We start from the raw sequence: 25,493 nt of genomic DNA on the forward strand, positions 1-25,493 counted from the left end.
CCCAGGGGTGGACGCGCCGCTAGCGCCGAAGGGCTGTGAGGACGCGCTGCTTGAACTCCTGCTCCCGGAACAGGTCCTTCCATTCCACGCGGACGAAGAGCCACCCGTCCTCGGTAAGCGCCTTTTCGCGGCGCCGCTCCTGGAACAGGACTTCGGCAGTGGGCTTGTAGTCGAAGTATTTGACCTTCCCATCGAATTCGAGGGCCACCTTCTTCTCCTTCCAGGCGAAGTCGAGCCGGTGCCAGCCGACGCGGCTCCTGACCTCTACCTGGGCCTCGGCCTTTGGAAGTTTCAGCCGCGTGATGACTTCCCGCGTGAGTGTTTCGCCGGCCGATTCGGCCCGGGCATCTGCACTGGCCAATGCCGCCCGGAGGTTCCGTATCCCGCGATACCCGGCGAGCCCGTCCGCCGCAGCCTGCATAAGGCCCGCATCTGCGCCGAGGCGTAGCGCACTGTCCATGAGTATCAGGGACTGGCGGTAGTCAAGCGTCAGCGCGCAGTCCACAACGGTCCGTTCAAGGGAGGTGGCGCGGAGGCTGCCAAAGGTGACGACGTCTGCCTCGGTGTAGGGGCGGATGTGGCCACGGATATCACTGCCGAGGCGTTCACGGGACGGCCGCACCCGGAACAGCAGGTGGATCACGTCGTCCACATTCCACAGGAAGAGGCCGTGGAGCCGGGCAGCCGAGGTGTGGCTGTAAACGAAGCCGCCGGTCGACGTCGTCAACGTCCCGTAGGCATGGCCATGGATCAGCTGCAGGCTGCGAAGGGAAGCGGACTGCTTCTCCCACACTTCGCCCCGGATGTAACAGCCGTACCGCAGCCGGACCAGTTTCCCGCTGCTGACCGGCCGGCGAACCGCACGCGAGTTGAGTCCCGCGGTACGAAGTTGGTCCGTCCGCCAGAGGTTTCGGGTGGCCGGAAGCTGGACCCGGAGTGGAGGAAGCTGTGTCATCCACCCAGCTTCAGGGGGGATCCGCGCGTGGCCCAGGTGCCGCCGTCGTTATGTGGAAAACCGCCGGGACGCTGGAATGGTGCGGGGACGCTGATCCGGTTCAGCGTCCCCGCACCGTTCCAGCGATTCCGACGGCGGGACCCGCCTCAGACCCGCCTCAGGAGTAGTACCGGCCCAGGGTCTCCGCCTTGAAGTCGAAGAACGTGCCGGACTCGATGGCCAGCCGGGCGTCGTCCACCATCTTCACCACGAACCGCTCGTTGTGGATCGAAATCAGGGTGGCAGACAGCATTTCCTTGGCCTTGAATAGGTGGTGGATGTAGGCCCGTGAGTAGTTGGAGCAGGTGTAGCAGTCGCAGCCGTCCTGCAGCGGCCCGAAATCACGCTTGTACTTGGCACCGGAGAGGTTGTACCGTCCGGTGGGCGTGTAGAACGCGGAGTTGCGCGCCACCCGGGTGGGGGAGACGCAGTCGAACGTGTCGGCGCCGTTCTCGATGGCCGTGAAGATGTCGTCCGGCTCGGAAATGCCCAGCAGGTGGCGCGGCTTGTCCTCCGGAAGTTCCTCGTTGCACCAGCGCACGATGGTCCCGAGATTCTCCTTCTCCAGCGCCCCGCCGATCCCGAATCCGTCGAACGGCATGGCCCCCAGGTCCCGGCAGGCCTTCCGCCGGAGGTCCTCGTACTGGGCCCCCTGGATCACGCCGAACAGCGCCTGGTACGGCTTCCCCACGCGCTCGTCGGTCAGCCGGAAGTGCTCCGCGATGCACCGCTCTGCCCAGAGCCGGGTCCGTTCCAGGGACTCCTCCTGGTAGCCGCGCGAGTTCTGCAGCGTGGTCAGCTCATCGAAGGCGAACATGATGTCCGCGCCGATCTGGTGCTGGACCCGCATGGAAATTTCCGGGGAGAAGCGGTGCCGGTCCCCGTTCAGGTGGGACTTGAACCAGACGCCGTCGTCGTCGATGTGCGCGAGGCGTTCCTTGCCGGGAGCCACGGCATCGTCGGGTCCGGACGCGTCCACCGACTTCATGTCGATGACCTTCTTGAACCCCGAGCCCAGGCTCATCACCTGGAACCCGCCGGAGTCCGTGAACGTAGGGCCGGGCCAGTTCATGAAGGCGCCCAGCCCGCCCGCTTCATCCAGGACGTCCGCTCCCGGCTGCAGGTACAGGTGGTAGGCATTGGCCAGCAGTGCCTGGGCGCCGAGGTCCGCCATGGACTCCGGCAGCACGGCCTTGACCGTGGCCTTGGTCCCGACGGCGATGAACGCGGGCGTCTGAATCTGGCCATGCGGGGTGGTAATGGTGCCGGTGCGGCCCAGGAACTTCCCGCCGTTCTCCGAAACCTGCGTGGCCGACGGCGGGCAGGTTTCCGTCAGCCGGGTTCCTACCGCGAACGAGAATGCGGCCTGGCTGGCGGGCGGTGCGGGGGCAGGAAGGGACGCGGCGGTATCGGGCTTGGCTGGCACCGTACCAGTGTGCCAGCAATCCTTCCGGTGCCGGGAACCGGGAGGTCAGCGGGTCGGCTTAGCTCACCGGCTCCGAGGAGGCATAGTGCGTGGCCCGCCACGAGTCCCACGACGACCGGATGGCGTCAACCTTCGCAGCGCCGAGGTCGTAGGTGGAGGCAATGACCAGGGAGCCGTCACCCTCCGCCCGCACGTCCTTGATGGCAGGGTGGTCGGCGACGATAAGGAGCCCCTCGCCGTGTTCGGCGTAGTCGTGGACCGTGAGGCCCACCTGGTGGCTGGTCTTGAACCACACCTTCCCGCTGATGTGCTCTCCGGTGTCCAGGGTCACCTGGTACGGCTCACCCGGCGCCGGCAGGTCGGACAGCCCAAGCTTCTCGATCGCCGAGCCCTGCCCCTCGGTCAGGTGCAGGAACAGGGTGTGGCGTTTGCCGTGCGGGTGCCGCTCCAGCGCGAACCGCAGCTGCTGGAGGAACGTCAGCCAGCCCTGGGTGATGTCCTCATCCCATGCCGCCCACTCCGAGTTGTGGTCCAGCGCTCCGCGGGTGATGCTGACGCGGGTGCCTCCCGGAACCGGATGAAGCTCGAAGGTGTCCCCGCCGTGGACGGTCAGGCTGGTGTGGTCCGGGGCTTCCTCCACGTCGCCGGAAAAGTAGATCTCCTTGATCTCGGCGTCCAGGTCCTCGGCTTGCCAGCCATGCCACTGGGCCACCCTGGACGGTTCGCGCAGCATGGTCCAGACCTGCGGCGCGTCGGCGTTAATCACTACGCTGAGATTGTTCGTCATAGCCCCGAATGTACAACTCAGGCCCGGCGCCCGATAGGGGCAATTTGCTCAGGAGCGCACGGCCTCGAGTTCGTTGCCGATCCGGCGTTCCAGTTCAGCCATCCCGATCGTTTCCGACCCGCCGTGCGCGCGCAGGAACAGCAGGGATTCCAGCCGCAGGAGCCGCCATTCCCGCTCGGCGTCGTGGTTGGAGTTGTCGATGGACCGGAAAATCTCTTTGTCGTACAGGTTGGGCTCGTTGAGCGAACGCTGCCGGACCTTGGCGGCCATCCGGGCCTTGAATGGGTCTGTTTCCTGGTTCTCCGGGGTGCGGATCAGCTTTTCGTACACCGCCGCGCGCTCGTCCTGGCCGTCCTGCCGGCAGATGTAGCTGGCCAGGGCAAGAGAGGCCTCCACCGAGGACCAGCGGCCGTGGTTCCCGTCGTAGGGGAGGACGGTGAGGAGATCGGCAACCGCCAGCGCGTTGTCGTCGTCCTTGAGCGTGACGAACAGTTCATGCGCGAGATCGCTGAGGTCCTTCAGGCAGCTGCCGGATTTGAAGTTGACACCCTTGGAGAGACGGTCCGTCAGCAGGAGGACGCCCATCGCGTCCGGGTGCGCGGCGGCGGCGGCCTCCACCACGGACTCAGGGGTGCCGTCCGGCGCAGGGATGAGCGCGAGTTCTTCCTCGCTGGGCCCGTTGGCGGCGGGCGGGAGGGGAGGCAGGGGAGGCACGACGACGGCGGCGGGCGCGGGTGCGGAAGCCGCCCCGGCGCCGGGCTGCTCCTGCCCGGCTGCGGTTTCCTGGCCGGGTTCCATTGCCTGCGAAGCGTCGTGGGCCTGTCCTTCGCCGGACGGAGAGGAAACCCCGAGCTGCCGGGCAGCTGCCAGCGGAAGGTGCGCGACGCCGTCGGACGCCGCCGTGGAGGGATCGACAACCGTCACCGCGGAGCCGACCGCGATGCGCAGGGTACCGCCGCCGGAAAGGCTGGCGAGCACCAGCGCGGGGGCGCCGAAATCGTCCCGCTCCAGTTCCACCTGATGGATCTCCGCCGTCCGTTCACCGTCCGGCAGGAGGATCAGGCTGCCGGTGGTCAGGGATCCAGCCTGCTGTTCGCGATGGTGACGGGCGGCTGGTGTTTCGGTCATGGGAGTCCTTAAGTTCTCTTGCGGTCCGCCCTCAAGTCTACAAAGGCAGGCGCCTGTTTCCGGGGACCCCCCGGCCCCGGCGGTGGCGTCAGGAACCGACGCCGGCGAAGGCGAGGGCCTGCCGGATGAGCCCGCCGCGGCCGCCGGAAAACTCCATCTGGACGCCGGGGCTGAGGACTTCCTCGGGCGTCATCCAGGTCAGTTCCAGGGCGTCCTGGCGGGGTTCGCACTCGCCCGTGACGGGGATGACGTAGGCCAGGGAGACGGCGTGTTGCCGGTCGTCCGTGAAGCCGGTCTGCGACGGTGCGGGGAAGTATTCGGCCACCGTGAACGGTACGGGGCTGATGGGCAGTTGCGGGAAGGCCAGCGGGCCAAGGTCCTTTTCCATGTGGCGCAGCAGTGCCGCGCGGATGGTTTCCCGGTAGATGACGCGGCCGGAGACCAGCGACCGGACCATGGTGCCGTCCTCGTCCGCCTGCAGCAGCGTGCCGACCTCGTTCACGTAGCCCAGCGGATCCAGCCTGACCGGAACGGCCTCCACATAGACCATGGGCAGCCGCCCGCGCGCCTCAAAGAGGTCTTCTTCGGAGAGCCAGCCGGGATTCGGGTCAGGGGTACGCACGTTCATGGTTTATTTCTACCCCATGGGGCGGTGCTGCGAGATCCACACCGTCGCGGGGACGGAGGGCGCGTCGGTGCCGGTGGCGTCGGGGTTTGCGACGTGCAGGGTGCTTCCGAACGCCTCCTCGGTAAGGCTCACGCTGAACCCGGCTGAGGCGAGGCGTTCCCGCAGCGCCTCCAGGCCGCCGTCGTACTCAAAGCCCAGGCCGGACCGCGGCGGTCCGGACGCCGGCCGCACCAGGAGGACGCCGCCGTTCTTGGCGGTGAAGTCGGCGGTCTCGTCATTGTCCGGGACTGGCCGGGGCCGCGCGCCCACGTGCCGGAGAGTGCGGGCTGCGGCGCCGGTGTCGCCGGTGAACCACACGCCGACGACGGCGAGCGCCGGGTCCGCGTCCGCGGCGCCTTCGCTGCCGTCCCCGGCTTTGTCCGCAAGGAAGCTGAAGCCGTCCGGGGCGGTGATGCGGCATGCATCGCCCTGGTCGGCGGTGACCAGTTCCGCGGGCGTGGTGCCTTCGTCTTCCGCGGCGAGGTTGGTGCGGCGGGCGAATTCCGCAAGGTCGCCGACCTCTACGGCGAGCGCCGTGGTCCCGTCCTGCTCCGCTCCTTCCGGAACCTCGCGCAGGGCGAGCCTGCCCCCTCCGGCGTCGTAGACGCGTAAACCGCCGTCGCCGCCGCTCAGGACCAGGCCCAGGGCCTTGAGCAGCCGGTCCCAGGGCTCGATGTTGGACGTGAAATGCAAGGGGCGGACGCGGAGCATGGGACTCGCCTTCATCTCGGCAACGGGACGTTAAGGCCATGATGCCACGGAGTCTTCCCAAGGAGGAGCCGCTTCCGTTGCTCTGCTTGCGGGCTGCTTGTGCCGGGCCCCGTTGGGAGCAGAATAGGCGCATGGCGATCGAACTCGAGGAACTGCTGCTGCCCGACGCGGCAGCGTGGCGGGCGTGGCTGGAGGCGAACCACCAGAGCAGCCCCGGGGTGTGGCTGGTCCTGCACAAGAAGGGCGGGCAGGTCACGCAGCTGGACTATGCGGCCGCCCTGGACGAGGCGCTGTGCTTTGGCTGGATCGACGGGCAGACGCGGCGCCGGGACGAGCACTCGTCATTCCAGCGGTGGACGCGCCGCACGGCCAAGAGCCCGTGGTCGGCCAGGAACGTGGGGCACGTTGCCCGGCTGGAGGCCGAAGGCAGGATGACGGACGCCGGACGCGCCGCTGTCGAGGCAGCGAAGGCGGACGGCCGCTGGGACAACGCCTATGGCGGACAGGCGACGGCGGAAGTGCCGGCGGACCTCGCCGAAGCCATCGCCGCCGTTCCGGCAGCCCAGGCCATGTTCGACGTCCTCACCAGGACCAACCGTTACGCCCTGATCTACCGGACGATCACGGCCAAGCAGCCTGCCACCAGGGCACGGCGGATCGCGGATTTCGTGGCCATGCTGGCGCGCGGGGAGACCCTCTTCCCCCAGAAGGCGCGTCCTGTGGATGCGCCCTGACTGGGCGCAACAGAGTTGGGGATCCTGATAACGAACCGGTAAAATTGATGGTTCAGTTGCGCTGGTGCCGTTCCCCAACTCCCGGGGGACGGCACTTGTGCGTTCAGCGACGGAAATGTAGCCATGCCCCGAAATCCCCTCGGAACCGTACTTCCCGCCCTTCAACGCTTCGCCCGCCGGCGCTTCCCCGGCAGCCCTGCGCCGCTCCTGCGCCGCCCGCTCCTGCGCCCGCTTTTGTGGGTGGCGGCGGCCACGGTTGTACTGGTCCTGGGCGTGTCCCTGGTCCTCGCCGGGAACGCGAAGTCCGGTCCCGCTGAGGCCGCAGGGCGCACCCTGGACAGTATGGCCGCGGCCCAAACGGAGGCCAGGGACCGGAACGGCACCTATGCGTCCTTCTGGCTCCGGGGCAACGACGCCACCCTCACGGAGCGCGGCGGCGACATCCTCACCGAGGGTGTGGAGGACGTGCGCAGCATCGAGTGCGGCACCGGCTGGCTGGCGGGCACCCGGGCGGGCGGGACGGTCTTCCTCCGCAGCAGCGTGGACGATGCCGTGGAAGAGGACGCCGCCGCCGTCGGGCTTCCGGACTGCATCAGCCCGGAAGCCCGCGATGCCCTGCTCACCGACCTCGGCGTGGACAAAGCCTGGCCGGCGCCGGAGGCCGCCAAGCTGGAGGCGCCCGCGGAGGACCCCGGCTTCCGCCCCGCCTACCACCTCACCCCGGACCAGCGCTGGATGAACGATCCCCAGCGGCCGTTCTTCCTGGACGGGCTGTGGCATTACTACTACCTCTACAACGTGGACTACCCGGAGGGGAACGGCACCGAGTGGTACCACGCCACCAGCACAGACCTGGTGCACTGGAACAACGAGGGCGTGGCGATCGAGAAGTTCCGCAACGGGCTGGGTGACATCGAGACCGGCTCGGCGGTGGTGGACACGGAGGGGACCGCGGGCTTTGGCAAGGGCGCCGTGATCGCGGTCCTCACGCAGCAGCATGACGGGGTCCAGCGGCAGTCCCTGTTCTACTCGACGGACAACGGCTACAGCTTCCAGAACTATGAGCAGAATCCCGTGATGGAGAACCCCGGCGCCGAGCACTGGCGGGATCCGAGGATCGTGCGCGACGATGCCAACAACCAGTGGCTGATGCTGCTCGCGGAGGGCCACAAGATCGGCTTCTATACGTCCCCGGATTTGAAGAAGTGGACGTACGTCTCCTCGTTCAAGCGCGACGGGCTGGGCATCCTGGAGTGCCCGGACTTCTTCCAGATGGACGTGGACGGCGATCCCGCCAAGCGGACCTGGGTGCTGGCAGCCAGCGCCAACGGGGCGGAGGAGGGCCGGACCACGGGGCTGGCCTACTGGACGGGGACCTTTGACGGCAAGGGCTTCACGCCGGATGGCGGCCACCAGTGGCTCGACGGCGGATCGGACTTCTACGCCGCCGTCACTTGGGATGATCCGCGCCTGACGGACGGGCAGCGGAAGGCCTCGCGGCACGCCATCGGCTGGATGAACAACTGGGCGTACGCCAGAAACCTGCCCACCAACAACTGGTTCGGGGCGGCCTCCGTCGTGCGGGATCTGAGGTTGGCGTCCGACGGCGGGCGGCCGGCTTTGGTGTCCACGCCGACGCCGGGGCTGCGGACGCTGGAGGGGGAGCCCGCTGCGGTGCCTCCCGGACCGTTGCCTGCCGACGGAGGCGCATCCGGGGGCGGGGTGTTGGCGGTGCCGGACAGCGGGGCGTTCAAACTGGATGTGGAGTTCGAACGGCCGGCATCCGGGGACGGTGAGGGGCGCCTGCTCCTGCGAAGCGGTGGCAGGACCTACGCCACTGTCGGCTACGACTTCGGCACGAACAAAGCCTTTGTGGTCCGGGACGGCGATGCCGTTGCAGACTCCGCCGGGAGGAAGGGCGTAGATCCCGTTTATCGGGAAACCCGGGCCTTGGAAGGGCCGAAGGACGGCGACTCCGTGCGGCTCACTGCCTACATCGACCGGTCCTCCGTCGAGGTCTTCGTTGACGGCGGCCGCGAGACATTGACCTCACTGGTGTTCCCGCAGCCCGGAAAGAAGGAAGCACAGATCGTGGCTGACGGCGGGGAAGTGACGGTGAAGGGCGGCACCGTAACTCCGCTGGCGGGCATCCGGTAAATCCGCGGCGTCCATTCTGGCTTCCTGTTGCCTTCCTGATTCCAAGTTTTCCACATAGGGCTTTTGGTCCTCGGGATTGTCGGTGGGTGCTGGAAGACTTTGTTCATGGAGGCGACAGGGGCATGGGTTGGGAGGGCGGGGCACCGCGGTGTGCCCCTTGGTCCTGACTCGCTGACTGTTGCTGGTCCCCCTTCTCTTATGTCCGGTCGGGGCAGTGCGCCAACTGTAGCCGACGCCCTTCGAATTCTTGCCGCTGTCCCTGTTGCGGTTGATGCGCCGGGGATGATCGACCAGCTCCGTGACCTAGAGGATGCCAAGTCTTTGGCGGCTGCGAAGCAGGCGGAGATCACTGTGGCATTCGATCGCCGGCAGCGGCGGGAGCAGGCCGCAGCCGGGGTCCCTACGGAGGAGCAGGGTGCCGGGGTCGGTGCGCAAGTGGCGTTGGCACGGCGGGAGTCCCCGGCCCGCGGCGGACGATTGCTTGGCCTGGCGAAAGCGTTGACAGGGATGCCGCGGACGTTCGCGGCCTTCCGAACCGGGCGGCTGAATGAGTGGCGGACCACTTTGGTGGTTCGGGAGACGGCGTGCCTGTCCGTGGAGGACCGGGCTGCGGTGGATGAGGAACTCGCCGCCGACACCGGCGCCTTCGACGGCGCCGGGGACCGCACCATCATCTCCGCGGTGAAAGCGGCGGCGTACCGGCAGGACCCGCGATCGGTCGTGAAACGGGCCAGCCATGCCGTGACCGAACGGACCGTGACGATACGCCCGGCACCGGACACCATGGCCTACGTGACGGCATTGGTGCCCGTCGCCTCGGGCGTGGCCGTCTATGCATCGCTAACCAAGGAAGCCGACGCGTTGCGCTCCAGTGGGGATGAGCGGTCCAAGGGTGCGATCATGGCCGACATCCTCGTGGAGCGTGCCACCGGTGTCGCGGGCGGGGTCAGCAGCATCGAGCTCCAGCTTGTGATGACTGACCGCAGCCTCTTCCAGGGCGACAGCGAACCGGCTAGATTGACCGGGTATGGCATTGTCCCCGCCGGATGGGCGCGGGACGCGCTCCGGAACTGGGCGGTCCAGCAAGGTGAGGGAGCCGGAAGCGCGGAGGTTCTCCCTGAGCCTCGGGCGGACATGGGCGCCGCGTCCGGCGAAAGCCCGGAAGAAACTGGGTCCACGACCAGACCCGGTCAACAGGAGTTGACTGTCTGGGTCCGCCGGCTCTACACAGCACCAGCAACTGGTGAGCTGGTGGCGATGGACTCGAAAGCCAGGTTCTTCCCGCCAAGGCTGCGCCGTTTCATCCAGGTGAGGGATGATGTCTGCCGGACCCCGTACTGCGACGCGCCCATCCGGCACGACGACCACATCATCGCCCAGCACAACAACGGCCCCACCACCGCCAGCAACGGCCAAGGGCTGTGCGAAGCCTGCAACCATCACAAGGAAGCCCCCGGCTGGTCGGCAAAACCGGTTCCAGTACCTGGAGCCCGGCATACCGTCCAGCTTCAGACTCCAACCGGCCATACTTACAGATCCAACAACCCGCCGCCGAGTCGGCGTCGTCCGCATCTCAAGCGGACGCGGGCACTGAAGCGGGCCCACTTCAAACACCTGGCCCCGGCTGGAAGCGGAGGTTAGGCGCGGTTGATGGCGGCTGCGGCCTCCAGGGTCATCCACGCCTGCAGCTGCGTGGAAAGCTCGACGGCGGTGCCCGGCGGGTAGGTGTCCGCCGCGGGCCGGGCGGCATGGATCGAGAAGATGCTTCCGCCCCTGTACCTGGCCGCGTACCTGGCCGGGGCCTCGCCGGCCTCCAGGCTGCGCCGTCCCTGCCAGAACGCCTCGGCAGTGTCCGTCACAAGGCGTGCCGCGGTGGAACGCGTTTGGCCTGGCAGGCGGGAGTCCAAGGCCGCGAGCGCCAGGTAGCGGCAGAGGATTCCCGTGAACAGGCCGCCGTCGCCGGTGCCCTCGCAGCGGAGGACGGTCCAGTCGTCGGACCCGCTGCCTGGCCGGGGCGGCACGGTGAGATGCCGGTCCACTGCGCCCACGAGTTCGGCAGCGCGGGCGAGGTTCGCGTCGCCGCCCAGTTCCAGGAGGGCTCCCAGCACCGGTCCCTGGTTGTAGGTGTACACAGCCCGGTCGATGGTGACGTTTCCGGCAGCGTCGGACCGTGCCCCATCGAGGTAGAGGTGCTGCACCGGGTCGAAGAGGGTCCGGTCCAGCCAGTCGACCAGGGCCTGCGCCTTAGCCCGCTGGCCCGTGCGGGCATAGAACAGCGCAACGGGTGCCGTGGCGGGGGTGTTCTTGAAGTCCCGCTTCTTGCTCCAGAACACGCCGCCGCCCATATGGTCGGTGCTGGCGGCATCGAACTGCAGGGCCAGTGTCTTCCGTACCGCGGCGTTGCGCCGGCGGCCCGGCTTCCGCGTCTCTTCGGCCAGCCTGTCCAGCCGGAGGGTCGCCAAGGCCAGCCAGGCCATGTCGTCGTAGTAGTTGTTTACGAAAGTGAAGGCATTGCGGAGGCGGACAGCGGTCACCAGCCGGGAAGCGAGCCGGCCGGCGCTGGGGCAGCCGGGACCGTTGAACCGGGCGGGCGGCGTTGTTCCGCCACCGAGTTCCCGCCGGCCGGTGTCCACCAGGCAGTCGACGTAATGGGCCTGCCACCAGTAATGCCACGGGCTGAGCAGTGCGGCGCGCGCCGTAGCCCCCGGGAGCCACCCATGCCACGAGCGGTGCCGCTGGCCCGGCTGCCAGGTGACAGCGCCCAGGTGCGTGCCCGGCAGGAAGAGCAGCTTCCGGCCGAAAAGGGCCGTCACGGACCGTGCGGCGTGGGTGGCTCGTTCCTGCCAGGGGTGTTCAGCGGCGTCCCGGGAAGTCATAGGTCCCACCCTAGCGACGGCGGTCCGGCCTCGCAGGCAACCTGCCAGGCAACCTGCGGGGCGTGCGCGGGCGGAACATTTCAGTTAACATTCACTAACTGATGCGCCGCCGCCAGGCCGGGGCGCGGGGTGCCACATCAAGGAGGATGGATGGACATTGCAGGCAGCGTCGCACTGGTCACGGGAGGTGCTTCCGGCCTGGGTGCAGCCACCTCACGCGCACTGTTCAATGCCGGCGCCTCCGTCGTGGTCCTGGACCTTCCCCCGTCAGCCGGGGCTGCCCTGGCCGATGAGCTGAACGCTTCACTTCCAAAGCCGGAGGGCGAAGCGGGCAGCCCCGCGCCAGGCCGCACCGCACAGTCCGCCACCTTTGCCCCCGCCGACGTGACCATCGAGGCGGAGGTCCAGGCCGCCGTCGACACCGCCACCGCGCTGGGGCCGCTGCGCGTTGTGGTCAATTGCGCAGGCATCGCCACCCCCGGGAAGGTGCTGGGACGTGAAGGTGTCCTGCCGCTCGAGGCCTTCAACCGCGTGGTCCAGGTCAACCTGGTGGGAACGTTCAACGTGCTGCGCCTGTCAGCCGCGGCGATGGTGGCCACCGAGCCGGTCGTCACGGACCTCGGCGGGCCCGAACGGGGCGTCATCATCAACACCGCCTCCGTGGCGGCGTTCGAAGGCCAGATCGGACAACCCGCATATGCGGCGTCCAAGGGGGCGGTGGCGGCCATGACCCTCCCCATCGCCCGCGAACTGGCGCGCTCGCTGGTCCGAGTGGTCACCATTGCCCCGGGGATTTTCGAAACACCCATGATGGCCGGCCTGCCCAGGGATGCGCAGGAATCGCTGGGAGCCCAGGTCCCGCACCCTTCACGGCTGGGCAAACCCGGGGAATACGCAATGCTTGTGGAACACATCGTGGCCAACGCCATGCTGAACGGCGAAACCATTCGGCTCGACGGCGCCATCCGGATGGGACCCAAATGAGCGACTCAGCCAGCCTGCCGGACCTGCCCACAGCCGACTTCTACTCCTACGAAGCCCTGCTGAGCCAGCAGGAACGGGACAAGCTCGCGGAACTGCGCGCCTTCCTGGCCGCGGAAGTCACGCCATGTGCAGGGGAGTGGTGGAACAATGCCGAGTTCCCCGCCCACATCCTGCCCAAGCTGGCCGCCCTGGAACTGAACACGCCCGCCCGCCGCGGCTACAGCAACCTTTTCGCAGGCCTGGTGATTGCGGAAATGACCCGCGCGGACACGTCCATCGCCACGTTCTTCCTGGTCCACCACGGCCTGTTCGTTGAGGCGCTCCACACCTTTGGCAGCCCCGAACAGCAGCAGCGGCTGCTTGCGGACGCCTCGGACCTGCGCATCACCGGGGCCTTCGCCCTCACCGAGCCCGGGCACGGCTCGGACGTGGCCGGCGGGATGGAGACCCGCGCCCGGCGGATCTCCTCGGCAACGGGAATGCCCGACGACGGCGGCGACACCTGGGTGCTGAACGGCGCCAAACGGTGGATCGGCAACGGGACGTTCTGTGACTACATGCTGGTATGGGTCCGGGATGAGGCGGACGGGGGAGTCCGCGGCTTCATCGTGGACGGCACACTCCCGGGCGTGCACCGGAGCCGGATCGAGAACAAGACCGCACTCCGGACTGTGCAGAATGCGGACATCGTCTTCGAGGACGTCCGCATTGCAGAGGCTGACCGCTTCGCCGCCATCAGCAGCTTTGACGACACCAGGGAGCTGCTGCGCGGCTCGCGGATCAGCGTGGCGTGGCAGGCTGTGGGGCAGCAACTCGCCGCTTTCGACGTTGCCCGGCAGTACGCCGTCGAACGCCACCAGTTCGGCCGCCCCATCGCAAGTTTCCAGCTCATTCAGCAACAGCTCGTCACCATGCTCGGCAACGCGGTGGCGAGCATGGGCATGATGGTGGGACTGGCGCGGCTGCAGGACCAGGGCATGGCGGACATGCCGCAGGTGGCCCTGGCAAAGTCCTACCTCAGCGCCAGGATGCGCGAAACCGTGGCGCTGGGCCGGTCCATCCTCGGCGGCAACGGCATCCTCACCGACTACCGGATGGCACGGATCTTCTCCGATGCCGAAGCCATCTACACCTATGAAGGATCCTTCGAAATCAATACCCTGATCGTGGGCCGCGCGGTCACCGGGCTTTCAGCCTTCGGCGGGTGAGCGGCCTCCCGTTGGTCCGCAACCGGCACTGCCGCACTCCCTCCACGGAAGGAAACCCATGAAAATTGCCGTCCTTGGCACCGGAACAGTCGGGCGCGCCCTCGCCTCCGCCTTGCACAGGCTGGGGCACGACATCACCATCGGAACCCGGGACCCTGCCAGCACCGCCGGCCGGACGGAAGCCGGCACGACGGGGGGCCAGCCGTTCAGGGACTGGCACGCCGGACACCGGGACATCGCCCTTGAGACTTTCGCTGAAGCTGCAGGCTGGAGCGAACTGGTGGTGAACGCCACCAGCGGCGCCGGCTCGTCTGCAGCACTTGGCTCCGCAGGGGCCGCCCGTCTTGCCGGGAAGGTCCTGGTGGACGTGTCCAACCCGCTCGACTTCTCGCAGGGAATGCCGCCGGTCCTGAACCCGGTGAACACCGACAGCCTGGCGGAACGCCTCCAGCGCTCTTTTCCGGACGCGCGGGTGGTGAAGACACTGAACACGATGAACGCCGGGCTCATGGTGGACCCGGTCCGTCTGGCAGGCGGGGACCATTCGGTGTTCCTTTCCGGCGACGACCCCGCAGCAAAGCAAACGGTGCGCGGACTGCTGGAAGCGCTGGGGCACCGCGACATCATCGACCTGGGGGACATCACCACCGCCAGGGGAGCGGAGATGGTCCTGCCCATCTGGCTTCGTCTCTACGGCGTGCTGGGCACGCCCGACTTTAACTTCAAGGTGGTCCGCGCGGTTGAATAGGTAGCGTGGACATCCTTGCGGAAGTTGGCAGCGAATGGCTGCGGGCCCTGACCTGGATCGCCGCGCTGGCCAGCGGCGCCGTGGTCCTCGTGTGGCGGCCCCGCAGGCCTGACTTAGCCGCGCTCGCCGCCGTCGTCGTCTTTATGGCCGCCAGCGCCGGCGCAGGCACCTACGTCCTGAACCACCTGGGAGACAGCCGGTGGGGCGGTGGCCAACAGGCCAGGCTGGACCCGCCGTCGCTCTCGGAAACGCCCGTGGTTGGTGGCGCCCTGGGTGCGCTGGACAAAGTCCTCAACGGCATGGCCGACGGCGTCAACGACTTCGTCGATTTCCGTGCGGCACTTCCGGTGGCGATGGACTTCTTCGCTGCTGCCGGCTGGGCCCTGGCCATCCTGGTGCCGCTCGGCGCGGGGTCTTTGGCGCTGAATGCGGCCGCCGGGCGGCGCCGCGCCGCGGAGGCTGCCACCACAGCGGCCGAGGTGGCGAAGCTGCGGGCCGAACTCGAGCGGGTCAAGCGGCACGTACGTTACCCGGCCGATGACATTATCTGAGACGGATTCTCCCGAGACCGTGCACTGCGGGTACGATCTTTAGTCAGTAACGTGGCTCACAGTATCCAGCGCAGTGTACGAGCCAAGTCCGAAACCTCGAAAGATTGCTTCCATGGCTCACACTGCAATGCATCCCGAAACTGATCTTGCCGCCGAACTGAGGGCAGACGTCCGCCGGGTTTCCACCCTGCTGGGCGAGTCCCTGGTCCGCCAGCACGGACCGGAACTCTTGGACCTGGTGGAGCAGGTCCGCCTCCTCACCAAGGAATCCAAGGAAGCTGCCCGCGGCGGCGCGGACGCCACCGGCCCGTGGAGTGCGCACGACGTCGTCGCCCAGGTCCGCGAACTCCTCGGCTCCCTGCCGATCGAGCAGGCGACCGACCTGGTCCGTGCCTTTGCGTTCTACTTCCACCTCGCCAACGCCGCGGAGCAGGTCCACCGCGTCCGGGGCCTGCGCACCCGCGCTGAAAAGGACGGCTGGCTGGCCAAGACTGTTGCCGAAATCGCTGGCCAGGCCGGGCCCGCCGTCCTGCAGGAAGTCGTCAACGGACTGGACGTCCGCCCCATCTTCACGGCCCACCCCACCGAGGCCTCCCGCCGCTCCGTGCTGGACAAGATCCGCAAGCTCTCCGACGTGCTGGCCCAGCCCACAGCCGAGGGCACCAGTGCACGCCGCCGCCAGGACCGCCAGCTGGCCGAGATCATCGACCAGATGTGGCAGACGGACGAACTCCGCCAGGTCCGTCCCACACCCGTGGATGAGGCCCGCAACGCCATCTACTACCTCGGCGGCATCCTTACCGACGCCATGCCGGAAATGCTGACCGACCTTTCTGAGCTGCTTGGCGACCACGGTGTCACGCTGGCGTCCAAGGATGCGCCCATCCGGTTCGGGTCCTGGATCGGCGGTGACCGCGACGGCAACCCCAACGTCACCGCCGCCGTCACCCGCGAAATCCTGCAGATCCAGAACCAGCACGCCATCCGCATCAGCATCGGCATGATCGATGACCTGATCTCCATCCTGTCCAACTCCACGGCCCTCGCCGGCGCCGACAAGGAACTCCTGGATTCGATCGACGCAGACCTGGAGAAGCTGCCGGGCCTGGACAAGCGGGTCCTGGAACTCAACGCCCAGGAGCCGTACCGGCTGAAACTGACCTGCATCAAAGCCAAGCTCATCAACACCGGCAAGCGGGTGGCCGCCAACTCCAACCATGAGCACGGCCGTGACTACAGCGGCACGGACGAACTCCTGGCCGACCTTGACCTGCTGGAGCTCTCGCTCCGCAACCACTCCGCCTCCCTCGCCGCCGACGGCGCCCTGGCGCGGGTCCGCCGCGCCATCGCATCCTTCGGCCTGCACCTTGCCACCCTGGACATCCGCGAGCACGCCGACCACCACCACGACGCCGTCGGCCAGCTGATGGACCGGCTCGGCGGCCCGGGCGTGCGCTACGCCGAGCTGTCCCGCGAGCAGCGTTTCGAGGTGCTGGGCTCGGAGCTCGCCTCCCGGCGGCCGTTGTCCGGCCACCCGATCAAGCTCGACGGCGCCGCGGACGGCACGTACGACGTCTTCCGTGAGATCCGGCGCGCCCTGCGCATGTACGGCCCGGACGTCATCGAGACCTACATCATCTCCATGACCCGCGGTGCGGACGACGTCCTGGCCGCCGCCGTCATCGCCCGCGAAGCCGGCCTGGTGAACCTGTTCGGCGAAAAGCCCTACGCCAAGCTCGGCTTCGCCCCGCTGCTGGAAACCGTCGAGGAACTGCGCGCCTCGGCCGAGATCATCGACAAGCTCCTCTCCGACCCCTCCTACCGCGAACTGGTGCGGCTGCGCGGCGACATCCAGGAAGTCATGCTCGGCTACTCGGATTCCAACAAGGAATCCGGCGTAATCACCAGCCAGTGGGAGATCCACAAGACCCAGCGCAAGCTCCGTGACGTCGCCGCCAAGCACGGCGTGCGCGTCCGCCTGTTCCATGGCCGCGGCGGTTCCGTGGGCCGCGGCGGCGGACCCACCTATGACGCCATCCTGGCCCAGCCCAATGGCGTTCTGGAAGGCGAGATCAAGTTCACCGAGCAGGGCGAGGTCATCTCGGACAAGTACTCCCTGCCCGAACTGGCGCGGGAAAACCTTGAACTCTCCCTGGCCGCCGTCCTCCAGGGCTCTGCCCTGCACCGCGACCCCCGGACCTCCGACGACCAGCGGGAACGCTACGCCCAGGTCATGGAGACCATCTCCGACGCCGCCTTTGACCGGTACCGGAACCTGGTGGACCACCCGGACCTGCCCGCGTACTTCATGGCGTCCACCCCCGTTGAGCAGCTGGGCTCCCTGAACATCGGTTCGCGCCCGTCCAAGCGCCCCGACTCCGGCGCAGGGCTCGGCGGCCTGCGCGCCATCCCATGGGTCTTCGGCTGGACGCAGTCACGGCAGATAGTCCCCGGCTGGTTCGGCGTCGGTTCAGGCCTGAAGGCGGCCCGGGAAGCCGGCAACGCCGCGCAGCTGCAGGAAATGATGGACCACTGGCATTTCTTCCGCTCGGTGCTGTCCAACGTGGAGATGACCCTCGCCAAGACGGACCTGGACATCGCCGGCTACTACGTGGACGCACTGGTCCCCAAGGAACTGCACCACATCTTCCGGACCATCCGTGACGAATACGAGCTCACGGTGGCCGAGGTGCAGAAGCTCACCGGCGAGAACGTCCTGCTGGATGCGCAGCCCACGCTCAAGCGCTCCCTCGAAGTCCGGGACCAGTACCTGGACCCCATCAGCTACCTGCAGGTGGAACTGCTCCGCCGCGTCCGGGCGGAAGCTGCCGGCGGGGCGGGGGACATCAGCAACGCAGAGATCGACGAACGCCTCCAGCGCGCCATGCTCATCACCGTCAACGGTGTTGCAGCGGGCCTCCGCAACACGGGCTAGACCTACCGTTGCGCTATCACTTCTGGTCCCTATGAGGCCCGGATAGGGACCAAAAGTGATAGCGCATCCGTGCTGCGGCTACGGGCAGCTTACCTTCGGGTTGTAGGTTGCCAGGACGCCGTCCGGGTTGCCCTGCCAGAGGTACGCATGGAGGTCGTAGTGGATCGGCATGCCAGGGGCGTGACCGAGCATCGGGCCATCGAATGCCTTGCCAAACAAGGAAGGCCTGTCGTCATGGGTGGCCAGGTTCTGGTCGGCGTCCACCTTGAACCATTCCGCCGCCACCAGCCTGAGCTGGCCCGCGGTGTTGGCTGCGTACGTCAGCGCATCAGGGACCAACGGGTCCATTTTGCCGAACTGCCCAAAATTGACGTAGTGGTAGCCCATACCAGGAACACATTCATCCACAGGCAGGTAGCCGGCCGCTATGGCTGCGTCCCCGTTATGGTACTGGACTGTGGCCTGCCGCACTGCGGCAAGCTCACTCTGGCCCGAGCTGGCTGAAGCGGCGCTGATACCCAAAAGCGATGCCAGGATGCCTGCAAATACGGCTGCGAAAGCGTGCAGGATATTGCGTCTCATGTTCCGTCTTCTTTTCTCGAATTGATACTGACGATGAGACCGCGGGCCTAGTTTAATCCTGCTGTGCCGGAGAAGCCATAGCTCGTTTCGACTTCATTGTTGGGCGGGCCCGGGCCGGCAACTGGCTAAGCTGGAGGGCATGCCTTCGTTCCAGACCCGCCTCAAGATCACCGGGCTCAGGCCGGGTAATGCCCCGGAATCCGTGATGGACACCGCCGTGGAGGTCCTGGGCACCCGGCACCATGTTGAGTCGCACCAGCTGCAGATCGCCGGCGGGGTGCCGCAGCTGAACCTGCGCTTCCTCGTGGAAGCCACCGAGGACAGCGGCGAGAACCAGATGGCGCGGGAATCGGCAGCCATGATGCGCGACGCCGTCGAACGCGTTGCGCTCACGGGTGCGCTGAGCGTGCTGCGGCGCAGCCGCGGCAAGTGGCTGCCCGTCTAGCCTGCTCGGCCAGCGGGGGCCGTCATGCGAGCGGGCCCGGCTCGTCCACGGGGGAGCGGTTGCCCCGGCGGCGGGTAACAAGGACCCCGACGACGGCGCCCACGACCAGCCCGAGCGCCACTCCGATCAACGAGCTGGCCCAGAACGGCAGCCTGGTTGCCGAGCCCGTCACGTAGCCCAGGCCCACCAGCCAGCAGGCCCACAGCACGGCGCCGAGCCCGGCACAAAGGCTGAACCCGCGGACCGATACGTTGGCTATGCCCGCGGCCGCTGACGTTGCCAGCCGGCCGCCCGGTATGAACCGCAGGCCGATGATGGCGCCATACGTGGAGGAACGGCCGGCCTTGGCGAGAGCATCGTGGATGCCCTGGTGCACGCGGCGGCCCCACCGCCAGCGGTCAAGGAGATGGCTTAGGCGGCGCCGGAACAGCTGGAAGACCACCATGTCGCCGATCCAGGACGCCAGGGCGGACAGCGTCCCCACGAGGAACACATTGGCCCGCCCGTCAGCAGACAGCGCCCCGCCGGTGATCACCACCATTTCGGAGGGAATGGGTGGAAAAATGGCATCGCCGAGCACGATGGGGATGATCCAGAAATAGATCGCGGCCCCCCAGCTGTCAGCGCTGCCGAAGTCCATGCCTCAACGTACCGCACGCGGGCTGTGGCTGAGATGCCTGCCCGCCAGGTAGTACCAGTACGGCCAGGCCACCCAGGCGGCTGCCCCCACCGCGACTCCCGGTCCGCCCACGCCCCAGCGGAGCCAGCGCGGAAGTTGCTTCGCGAAGGCCAGGCCGGCCACCGGTAGCGCCCCCACGAGTGCACCGCCGATGGCCACTCCGAGCTTTCCCAGCTGGGGCGGGTACCCGCCGGTTTCCAGCAGCGCCCGGTTCGCTGCCAGCAGCCAGGCGCCCTGGACCGCCATGGCGGCCAAGGAAACGGCGGTGGAGGGAGCGAAGTCGAGTTTCCGGGCCACGAGGAGGAAGGAGCTGGCGGACCCGGCGGCACAGGCGGAAACCACGACGACCTTGCCCGCTTCCCAGCCGGGGGAGCTGGGCAGGCGGCGGTGCAGCTGGACCATCACGGGGATGACCGCCAGGTTAAAGACACCGCCGACGGCATCGTTGATGGTTCCGAACACGAAGGGTCCGTTCCGGGGCACCTCCACCGCATACATGGCCCCGAGGGTGGCTACCCCCAGCACGCCAAGCCCCGCCGCGCCGTAGGCAAACCGGGCAGCTGCCCTGTCGCCGGGCAGCTCAACGAACGGATCCATGGTCCCACCGCACCTTTCCGGACCGGCTCCACCCAGACACCCATCGTGGCACCTGGTGGCGTGTGCCACAACAGGCTGGCGGCGCGGGCCGTCAGGCGCGGGAGGCCTCGCTGAGCTGCAGCGCGCTGCGGTACTCCACCGGCTTCCCGGTGATCGGATCCACAAACCGGATGCCGCGGGCCAGGAGCTGCAGGGGCTTTGTGTAGTCGTCCGGAGCTTTGTCCAAGAGGTCAGGGTAGAAAGCGTCGTTGACGATTCCCAGCCCCAGGGAAGCCATGTGCACCCGCAGCTGGTGGGTCTTGCCGGTGTGCGGTTCCAGGCGGTACCTCGCCAGCCGCCTGCCGCCTCCGGCGCCGGTGGCATCCGCGGAAGCGCCGCCGTCGAACGTTTCCAAACGCTCAATACGGGTCTCTGCGTTCGGCTCGCCTTCCACGACCTCCGCGAGCAGGTAGCTGCGGGACTTGGTCATGCGGTTGCGGACCACGGCGGGGAATTCGACGGGGGGATACCCGGGCGCCGGCCCGGCTGCGGAAACGCACTCGTATTCCTTTTGCACCTGCCGCTTCTCGAAGAGCACCTGGTACTTCCCGCGGGTTTGCGGGTTGGTGGAGAACAGCAGGACACCGGCGGTCATGCGGTCCAGCCGGTGCATCGGGATGAGGTCCGGCAGGTCCAGCTGGTTCCGCAGCCGGACCAGGGCCGATTCCTGGATGTAGGTGCCGCCCGGGGTGGTGGGCAGGAAGTGCGGCTTGTCCACCACCAGCAGGTGGTCGTCCTGGTGCAGGATGCCGATGTCCACGGGAATCCGGGTCTCGGGCGGGAGCGTGCGGTAGTACCAGATGAAGGTGTGGTCTTCGAGCCTGGTGTGCCGGTTCAGGGGGACGCCACCCTCGCCCACGATCTCGCCGGCGTCGAACCTGTCCTCGATGCCCTGGGGGTCAATGTGCCCCCAGCGGTGCATCATGTAGTCCATTGCGGTGTCCCACGGGCCCTCCTCCGGGAGCCGCAGGCGCGTGGCGTTGACTCCGTCGCGTACGGGGAGGGGGGATTGCATCACCGGTCCATTGTACCGGCGGCGGTTGTGGGGCAGTGGTTTCTTCCGACGATAAAAAAGTTCTTGACAATAAAAATTGTCGGTAGATACTTGAAGCATGCAGGACATCGCAGTGATTGAAGACCCGGCGGCGGCGGAGGCCTCGCTGGATCCCACCCGGGCCCGGATCCTTCGGGAGCTGGCCCGGCCGGGATCCGCAACGCAGCTCGCCTTGAAGGTGGACCTGCCCCGCCAGAAGGTCAACTACCACCTGAAGGCACTGGAGCGGCACGGGCTGGTGGAGCTGGTGGAGGAGCGGCGGAAGGGAAACGTGACCGAACGCGTGCTCCAGGCAACCGCCGCGTCCTACTTGATCTCACCATCGGCCCTGGGTGCGGCCTCGCCGGACCCGCGCCGGTTCGCTGACCGCTTTTCCGCCTTCTGGCTGCTGGCCCTCGCCGGCCGGATGGTGCAGGAGGTGGGCAAGCTGATCGCCGGCGCCGCCGCAGCCCGCCAGAAGCTGGCCACCTTCGCCATCGACGGCGACATCACCTTCCGCACGGCCGCCGACCGCGCCGCCTTCGCCGAGGAACTCGGCGTCGCGGTCACGCAGCTGGTGGACAAATACCACGACGCCGGCGCCTCCCCGCGCGGGCGGCGGCACCGTCTTGTGGTGGCCCTCCACCCCGCACTGAAACCAACCGACCAGACCCCTTCACCAAAGGAGCAGGACAATGACCGAGAACCGTAACTTCGAAATCGTCTACGACACCGAACTGCCCGGTACTCCGGAGCGGGTCTGGGAGGCCGTCACGGCAGGAACGCCCGGCTGGATGTTTCCGACGGACCAGTGGCCCGACGTCAAGACCGTCAACGAATACCCCACCCACCTGGTCTCCCGGATGGACGGGCCGGACGGCTGGTTCAACCAGCTGGAGCACGTCCTGGAACCGCTCGAGGGCGGCCGCGCGCGCCTGCACTACGTCCACAGCGGCATCTTCGCGGACGACTGGGACCAGCAGTACGACGGCGCCAGCCGCCATACCGAGTTCTACCTGCACACCCTGGGCCAGTACCTGCAGTACTTCGACGGCAAGCCTGTGGTCTTTACCGACATCCAGGGGCCGGCCGCGTCGCAGGTTCCGGACGGGTTCCTGCAGCTCCGCCGGGCCCTCGGCGTTGAGTCCGCGTCTCAGGGCGCGCCGGTGGACGTGGAGGTCGACGGCGTCGGGCGGCTGACGGGCGAGGTGGACTTCGCCAACGAGCACTTTTTGGGCATCCGTACCGCGGACACCATGTACCGGTTCTTCGGCCGCAACGCCTGGGGCGCCCCCGTGGGCATGACCGTGCATGACTTCAGTGGGGCGGGGGATTCCGAAACCACCGCGAAGGCCTGGGGCGATTTCCTGGGCCGGGTGTACGCGTAGCGGCGGCTGCCGGCGTCGAAAACAGTTCTGTGCTCAGGCGGCCCAGCCGCGCGCTATGGCCTCCAGTGCCAGGCCGTAGACGGATTCCCAGTCGGCGTCGGGCGGGCCGACCTCCGCGAGTTCCAGGCTGATCAGGCCATGGACCTGGCCCCAAATGGCGACGGCAACCGCTTCAGGAGGAGCCGGCCGTACCCCGCCGGCTGTTTGCGCGGCGGCCACCGCCTCGATCAGCGGGTCCATGGCTCCGGCGGCCACCTCCGGGCTGGGGCTGCAGTCCACGTAGGCCGCCAATGCGCCGCCGAACATCAGCCGGTAGAGCGCAGGGTGAGCCAGGGCCCACTGCCGGTAGGCGAAGCCCAGTCCCTGGAGCCCGCCGGGTGCCGCCTGGGCCTGTGAGTCACCGAATGAGCGGAACCCCTCATCCACCACGGCTGTCAGTAATTGCGACTTGCCGCCGAACAGCGAGTACACGGCGGTTGTTGAGGTCCCCGCGGCCGCTGCCACGTCGCGAAGGGTTACCCGCGCCGGACCTTCACGGTCCACGAGGTCGGCCGTGACCGCCAGAAGGTCCTGCCGGAGCGAATCAGTATGCACAACGGGTCTTGCCACGGGGGCCATTCTTCCATAACATTGTTCCATAACGTTGTTACGTAACAACGTTTCGTTCCCGTTTTGGTTCCGGCACGCGAGGAGTCTGCAATGGCACAGGAAGTGTTTACCGGGCGGTACACCGCCAGCCCTGACCGGGATTCCGTCACCGTTTTCCTGATCGGCATGCGCGCGAACCGCTGGTGGAAGTTCGGCACCGTGGGCAAGGTAGCCGCGGCCATGCCCCGGATGCTCCGGCACTTGGCTGCCGATCCGGCGTCGGGAATGCTCGGCTTCGAACAATGGTTCGGGCGCACCAGTGTCCTGGTCAGTTATTGGGAGAGCCCTGAACATCTCCGGAAGTTCGCTGCGGACCGGGAGTCGCCGCACCTGGCGCCGTGGCGGCAGTTTATGAAGGAAACCGCCGGTAGCGGCGACGTGGGTGTCTGGCACGAGACCTATCAGGTGCCCGCCGAGGGGATCGAAGTGATTTACAACGGAATGCCCCTCTTCGGGCTGGCAAAAGCCACCCGACACGTCCCCGTCGGGCCGGGGACCAACACCGCCAAGCAGCGGACGGGCCGCGCAGCCGGTCCCGGGGGTGTTGCGCCGGTCCGCCCGACGTCGCGTGCCGGCCAGGCGGGTTAGCTGTCCCGACTCCCGCTTCTAAAGGGCGCAATCAGGCGATGGCGGTGGCAGGCGCGTCCTTAAGCGTCCGCCGGAGCTGTGGAGCGGCGTCCAACTTCTCCTGCGCCGCGCGCAAAGCCAGCACGGCAGCCTCAAGCTTCCCGGGTGGGAGGGTGAATGGCACGCGGAGGTTGCGTTCGAAGGCGCCGCCGATTCCGAACCGCGGCCCGGCCGCCAGGCGGATGCCGAACTCGGGCGCGAGTACAGTCAGGGCCGTGCTCGAAGGTGCCGGCAGCCTGCACCAGACGGAGAGTCCGCCAACGGGGTACGTTGTCTCCCATTCCGGCAGATGTTCCCGCAGCAGTTTGAGCAGTGCCGCCCGGTTGGTCCGAAGTGACTCCAGCCTGGCAGGCGGCGGTTCGTCCAAAGCCCGCACCAGGTGGGCGGCAGCCAGTTGCTCCATCATCGGACCGCCAAGATCCAGGGTGGTGCGTGCCGCGGCGAGCCGCTGGATCATCGGTTCCGAGGCGCGGATCCATCCCGTCCGCAGGCCGCCCCAATGCGACTTGCTCAGCGAACCGATGGTGAGCACGGCCGAACTGAAGGCTGCGAGCGGGGTGGAGGAGACGCCGTCGAGGTTCAGTTCGCGGAGTGTTTCATCGGCCACCAGTATTGTTCCCGCCGCATCCGCCGCCCGGGCGAGCCGGCGGCGCTGACCGTCGGGCATGATCATGCCCGTGGGGTTGTGGAAGTCGGGGACCAGGTAGGCAAGTGCGGGGCGCTGTCCGGCAATGGCCAACTCCAGGGCGGGCATATCCCAGCCGTCGGCCGCGAATGGGACCGGGACGGGACGGCACCGTGCGGCCCGGATGGCGTCGAGGGCGTTGGGATAGCTGGGATGCTCCACGAGCACCCGGTCGTGGCGGTCCACCAGCGTCCGCAAAATGATCGTCAAGGCGTGCTGGGCGCCGGACGTGACCAGGATCTGGGCCGGGCGGGTGGGAACTCCCGCAGCCGTGTATCGGTCCGCGATGGCCTGCCGCAGGGGAAGCAGGCCAACGGCGTCGTACCCGAATCCCGGCAGCAGCGCGGGAAGTTCCGTCATCGCAGCCGCGAAGGCCCGGTGCACGAGTTCACCGCTGGCCGGCAGTGCGGAGTAGGCCAGATCGACCAGCCCTTCCGGCGCGGCCAGGCCTGGTGCGGTCATGGCCGGAGCAGTTGCTGCCGGGCCAGCGCCGGGGAACCGTATCCCGGGCAATCCCGCGGCAAGCCGTGCAGGTCCCGGTTCCTGTTGCCCGGAACGGGCGGCTCCGGGAATCCGTGTCCGTCCCCGGCTCCCCTGACCGCTGCTGAGGAAGCCCTGCTCGCGGAGGCTCGCGTAGGCGGCGGTCACCGTGGTCCGGCTGACGCCGACCGCTTCAGACAGTGCCCGTTCGCTGGGCAGCGCCGTCTCCAGGGGCAGCCGGCCGTCAAGGATCAGAAGCCGGACCACATCCGCCAGTTCGCGGTAAGCCGGGCCGCTACCCCGGTTCCAGGCACCCAGGAGGCGGGACAGCGCTGCTGCCGTAAGTGAAGTGGCCACATAGCCAGTATCTCAGACTGGCTATGT

General features: G+C 67.7%; 25 protein-coding genes. 12 read left to right on the plus strand and 13 right to left on the minus strand.

Annotated elements, in window-relative coordinates; translation table 11 throughout:
• Positions 1–19: 19 nt before the first annotated feature.
• The 6 genes from ACYQ1Z_RS16060 to ACYQ1Z_RS16085 form a co-directional block, all read right to left on the minus strand.
• Positions 20–955 (minus strand): type IV toxin-antitoxin system AbiEi family antitoxin domain-containing protein, encoded by a 936-nt coding sequence (locus ACYQ1Z_RS16060; RefSeq protein ID WP_459793541.1) that lies wholly within the window; start codon positions 953–955, stop codon positions 20–22.
• 157 nt (positions 956–1,112) lie between these two features.
• Positions 1,113–2,420: a tRNA guanosine(34) transglycosylase Tgt gene (gene tgt, locus ACYQ1Z_RS16065; RefSeq protein WP_459793542.1), complete on the minus strand. Its 1,308-nt coding sequence runs from the start codon at positions 2,418–2,420 to the stop codon at positions 1,113–1,115.
• Positions 2,421–2,478: 58 nt separating this feature from the next.
• Complete coding sequence (locus tag ACYQ1Z_RS16070) at positions 2,479–3,207, minus strand: SRPBCC family protein (RefSeq protein ID WP_459793543.1); 729 nt, start codon at positions 3,205–3,207, stop codon at positions 2,479–2,481.
• Positions 3,208–3,255: 48 nt separating this feature from the next.
• Entirely contained in the window at positions 3,256–4,335 is a 1,080-nt protein-coding gene (locus ACYQ1Z_RS16075) for a DUF6707 family protein (RefSeq protein WP_459793544.1), read from the minus strand.
• A gap of 88 nt (positions 4,336–4,423) precedes the next feature.
• On the minus strand, positions 4,424–4,963 hold the full coding sequence (locus ACYQ1Z_RS16080; protein ID WP_459793545.1) for an NUDIX hydrolase family protein: 540 nt from the start codon (positions 4,961–4,963) through the stop codon (positions 4,424–4,426).
• Between the two features lie 9 nt (positions 4,964–4,972).
• Complete coding sequence (locus tag ACYQ1Z_RS16085; protein WP_459793546.1) at positions 4,973–5,713, minus strand: VOC family protein; 741 nt, start codon at positions 5,711–5,713, stop codon at positions 4,973–4,975.
• Positions 5,714–5,844: 131 nt separating this feature from the next.
• Between ACYQ1Z_RS16085 and ACYQ1Z_RS16090 the strand changes: the two genes are divergently transcribed.
• The 3 genes from ACYQ1Z_RS16090 to ACYQ1Z_RS16100 all read left to right on the plus strand — a co-directional run bounded on the left by ACYQ1Z_RS16090 (position 5,845) and on the right by ACYQ1Z_RS16100 (position 10,245).
• Complete coding sequence (locus ACYQ1Z_RS16090; protein ID WP_459793547.1) at positions 5,845–6,447, plus strand: YdeI/OmpD-associated family protein; 603 nt, start codon at positions 5,845–5,847, stop codon at positions 6,445–6,447.
• Between the two features lie 123 nt (positions 6,448–6,570).
• Positions 6,571–8,604 (plus strand): glycoside hydrolase family 32 protein, encoded by a 2,034-nt coding sequence (locus ACYQ1Z_RS16095; protein WP_459793548.1) that lies wholly within the window; start codon positions 6,571–6,573, stop codon positions 8,602–8,604.
• A gap of 282 nt (positions 8,605–8,886) precedes the next feature.
• The gene (locus ACYQ1Z_RS16100; protein ID WP_459793549.1) at positions 8,887–10,245 is read left to right on the plus strand and encodes an HNH endonuclease; all 1,359 of its coding nucleotides are present in this window, start codon (positions 8,887–8,889) and stop codon (positions 10,243–10,245) included.
• On the opposite strand, the gene ACYQ1Z_RS16105 is transcribed toward ACYQ1Z_RS16100, so the two are convergent.
• Entirely contained in the window at positions 10,242–11,480 is a 1,239-nt protein-coding gene (locus ACYQ1Z_RS16105) for a glycoside hydrolase family 76 protein (protein WP_459793550.1), read from the minus strand. The two genes, ACYQ1Z_RS16100 and ACYQ1Z_RS16105, sit on opposite strands and share 4 nt — an antisense overlap.
• Before the next feature lie 150 nt (positions 11,481–11,630).
• On the opposite strand from ACYQ1Z_RS16105, the gene ACYQ1Z_RS16110 reads away from it, so the two are divergent.
• From ACYQ1Z_RS16110 to ppc, 5 genes are all read left to right on the plus strand, one after another.
• Positions 11,631–12,464 carry an SDR family NAD(P)-dependent oxidoreductase gene (locus tag ACYQ1Z_RS16110; RefSeq protein WP_459793551.1) on the plus strand — a complete coding sequence of 278 codons (834 nt, stop codon included), beginning with the start codon at positions 11,631–11,633 and terminating at the stop codon, positions 12,462–12,464.
• On the plus strand, positions 12,461–13,672 hold the full coding sequence (locus ACYQ1Z_RS16115; RefSeq protein WP_459793552.1) for an acyl-CoA dehydrogenase family protein: 1,212 nt from the start codon (positions 12,461–12,463) through the stop codon (positions 13,670–13,672). Before ACYQ1Z_RS16110 ends, ACYQ1Z_RS16115 begins: the two co-directional genes overlap by 4 nt.
• Positions 13,673–13,730: 58 nt before the next feature.
• Positions 13,731–14,420 (plus strand): NADPH-dependent F420 reductase, encoded by a 690-nt coding sequence (locus ACYQ1Z_RS16120; protein ID WP_459793553.1) that lies wholly within the window; start codon positions 13,731–13,733, stop codon positions 14,418–14,420.
• A 5-nt stretch (positions 14,421–14,425) separates the two neighbouring features.
• Positions 14,426–14,971, plus strand: coding sequence for a hypothetical protein (locus ACYQ1Z_RS16125; protein ID WP_459793554.1), 546 nt, complete (start codon positions 14,426–14,428; stop codon positions 14,969–14,971).
• 112 nt (positions 14,972–15,083) lie between these two features.
• Positions 15,084–17,906 carry a phosphoenolpyruvate carboxylase gene (ppc, locus tag ACYQ1Z_RS16130; protein ID WP_459793555.1) on the plus strand — a complete coding sequence of 941 codons (2,823 nt, stop codon included), beginning with the start codon at positions 15,084–15,086 and terminating at the stop codon, positions 17,904–17,906.
• Positions 17,907–17,984: 78 nt separating this feature from the next.
• On the opposite strand, the gene ACYQ1Z_RS16135 is transcribed toward ppc, so the two are convergent.
• Positions 17,985–18,488 (minus strand): hypothetical protein, encoded by a 504-nt coding sequence (locus ACYQ1Z_RS16135; protein WP_459793556.1) that lies wholly within the window; start codon positions 18,486–18,488, stop codon positions 17,985–17,987.
• A 139-nt stretch (positions 18,489–18,627) separates the two neighbouring features.
• Between ACYQ1Z_RS16135 and ACYQ1Z_RS16140 the strand changes: the two genes are divergently transcribed.
• Positions 18,628–18,933, plus strand: coding sequence for a hypothetical protein (locus tag ACYQ1Z_RS16140; protein ID WP_459793557.1), 306 nt, complete (start codon positions 18,628–18,630; stop codon positions 18,931–18,933).
• A 22-nt stretch (positions 18,934–18,955) separates the two neighbouring features.
• Here ACYQ1Z_RS16140 and ACYQ1Z_RS16145 read toward each other — a convergent pair whose 3' ends face one another.
• The 3 genes from ACYQ1Z_RS16145 to ACYQ1Z_RS16155 all read right to left on the minus strand — a co-directional run bounded on the left by ACYQ1Z_RS16145 (position 18,956) and on the right by ACYQ1Z_RS16155 (position 21,263).
• Positions 18,956–19,573 (minus strand): DedA family protein, encoded by a 618-nt coding sequence (locus ACYQ1Z_RS16145; RefSeq protein ID WP_459793558.1) that lies wholly within the window; start codon positions 19,571–19,573, stop codon positions 18,956–18,958.
• Between the two features lie 3 nt (positions 19,574–19,576).
• Positions 19,577–20,209 (minus strand): hypothetical protein, encoded by a 633-nt coding sequence (locus tag ACYQ1Z_RS16150; protein WP_459793559.1) that lies wholly within the window; start codon positions 20,207–20,209, stop codon positions 19,577–19,579.
• A 91-nt stretch (positions 20,210–20,300) separates the two neighbouring features.
• A complete protein-coding gene (locus tag ACYQ1Z_RS16155; RefSeq protein ID WP_459793560.1) occupies positions 20,301–21,263 on the minus strand; it encodes an RluA family pseudouridine synthase in 963 nt (320 codons plus the stop codon).
• A gap of 97 nt (positions 21,264–21,360) precedes the next feature.
• Between ACYQ1Z_RS16155 and ACYQ1Z_RS16160 the strand changes: the two genes are divergently transcribed.
• Together ACYQ1Z_RS16160 and ACYQ1Z_RS16165 are read left to right on the plus strand one after the other, a co-directional pair.
• Positions 21,361–21,993 carry a helix-turn-helix domain-containing protein gene (locus ACYQ1Z_RS16160; RefSeq protein ID WP_459793561.1) on the plus strand — a complete coding sequence of 211 codons (633 nt, stop codon included), beginning with the start codon at positions 21,361–21,363 and terminating at the stop codon, positions 21,991–21,993.
• Positions 21,977–22,669, plus strand: a complete 693-nt coding sequence (locus tag ACYQ1Z_RS16165; protein WP_459793562.1) for an SRPBCC family protein — start codon at positions 21,977–21,979, stop codon at positions 22,667–22,669. The genes ACYQ1Z_RS16160 and ACYQ1Z_RS16165 overlap by 17 nt, the downstream gene beginning before the upstream one ends.
• Positions 22,670–22,702: 33 nt before the next feature.
• Here ACYQ1Z_RS16165 and ACYQ1Z_RS16170 read toward each other — a convergent pair whose 3' ends face one another.
• Positions 22,703–23,287, minus strand: a complete 585-nt coding sequence (locus tag ACYQ1Z_RS16170; protein ID WP_459793563.1) for a TetR-like C-terminal domain-containing protein — start codon at positions 23,285–23,287, stop codon at positions 22,703–22,705.
• 81 nt (positions 23,288–23,368) lie between these two features.
• On the opposite strand from ACYQ1Z_RS16170, the gene ACYQ1Z_RS16175 reads away from it, so the two are divergent.
• Entirely contained in the window at positions 23,369–23,905 is a 537-nt protein-coding gene (locus ACYQ1Z_RS16175; protein ID WP_459793564.1) for a DUF4188 domain-containing protein, read from the plus strand.
• 31 nt (positions 23,906–23,936) lie between these two features.
• On the opposite strand, the gene yczR is transcribed toward ACYQ1Z_RS16175, so the two are convergent.
• The gene (yczR, locus tag ACYQ1Z_RS16180) at positions 23,937–25,466 is read right to left on the minus strand and encodes a MocR-like transcription factor YczR (protein WP_459793565.1); all 1,530 of its coding nucleotides are present in this window, start codon (positions 25,464–25,466) and stop codon (positions 23,937–23,939) included.
• Positions 25,467–25,493 lie beyond the last annotated feature (27 nt).

It is taken from the genome of Arthrobacter sp. AD-310, assembly GCF_054656615.1.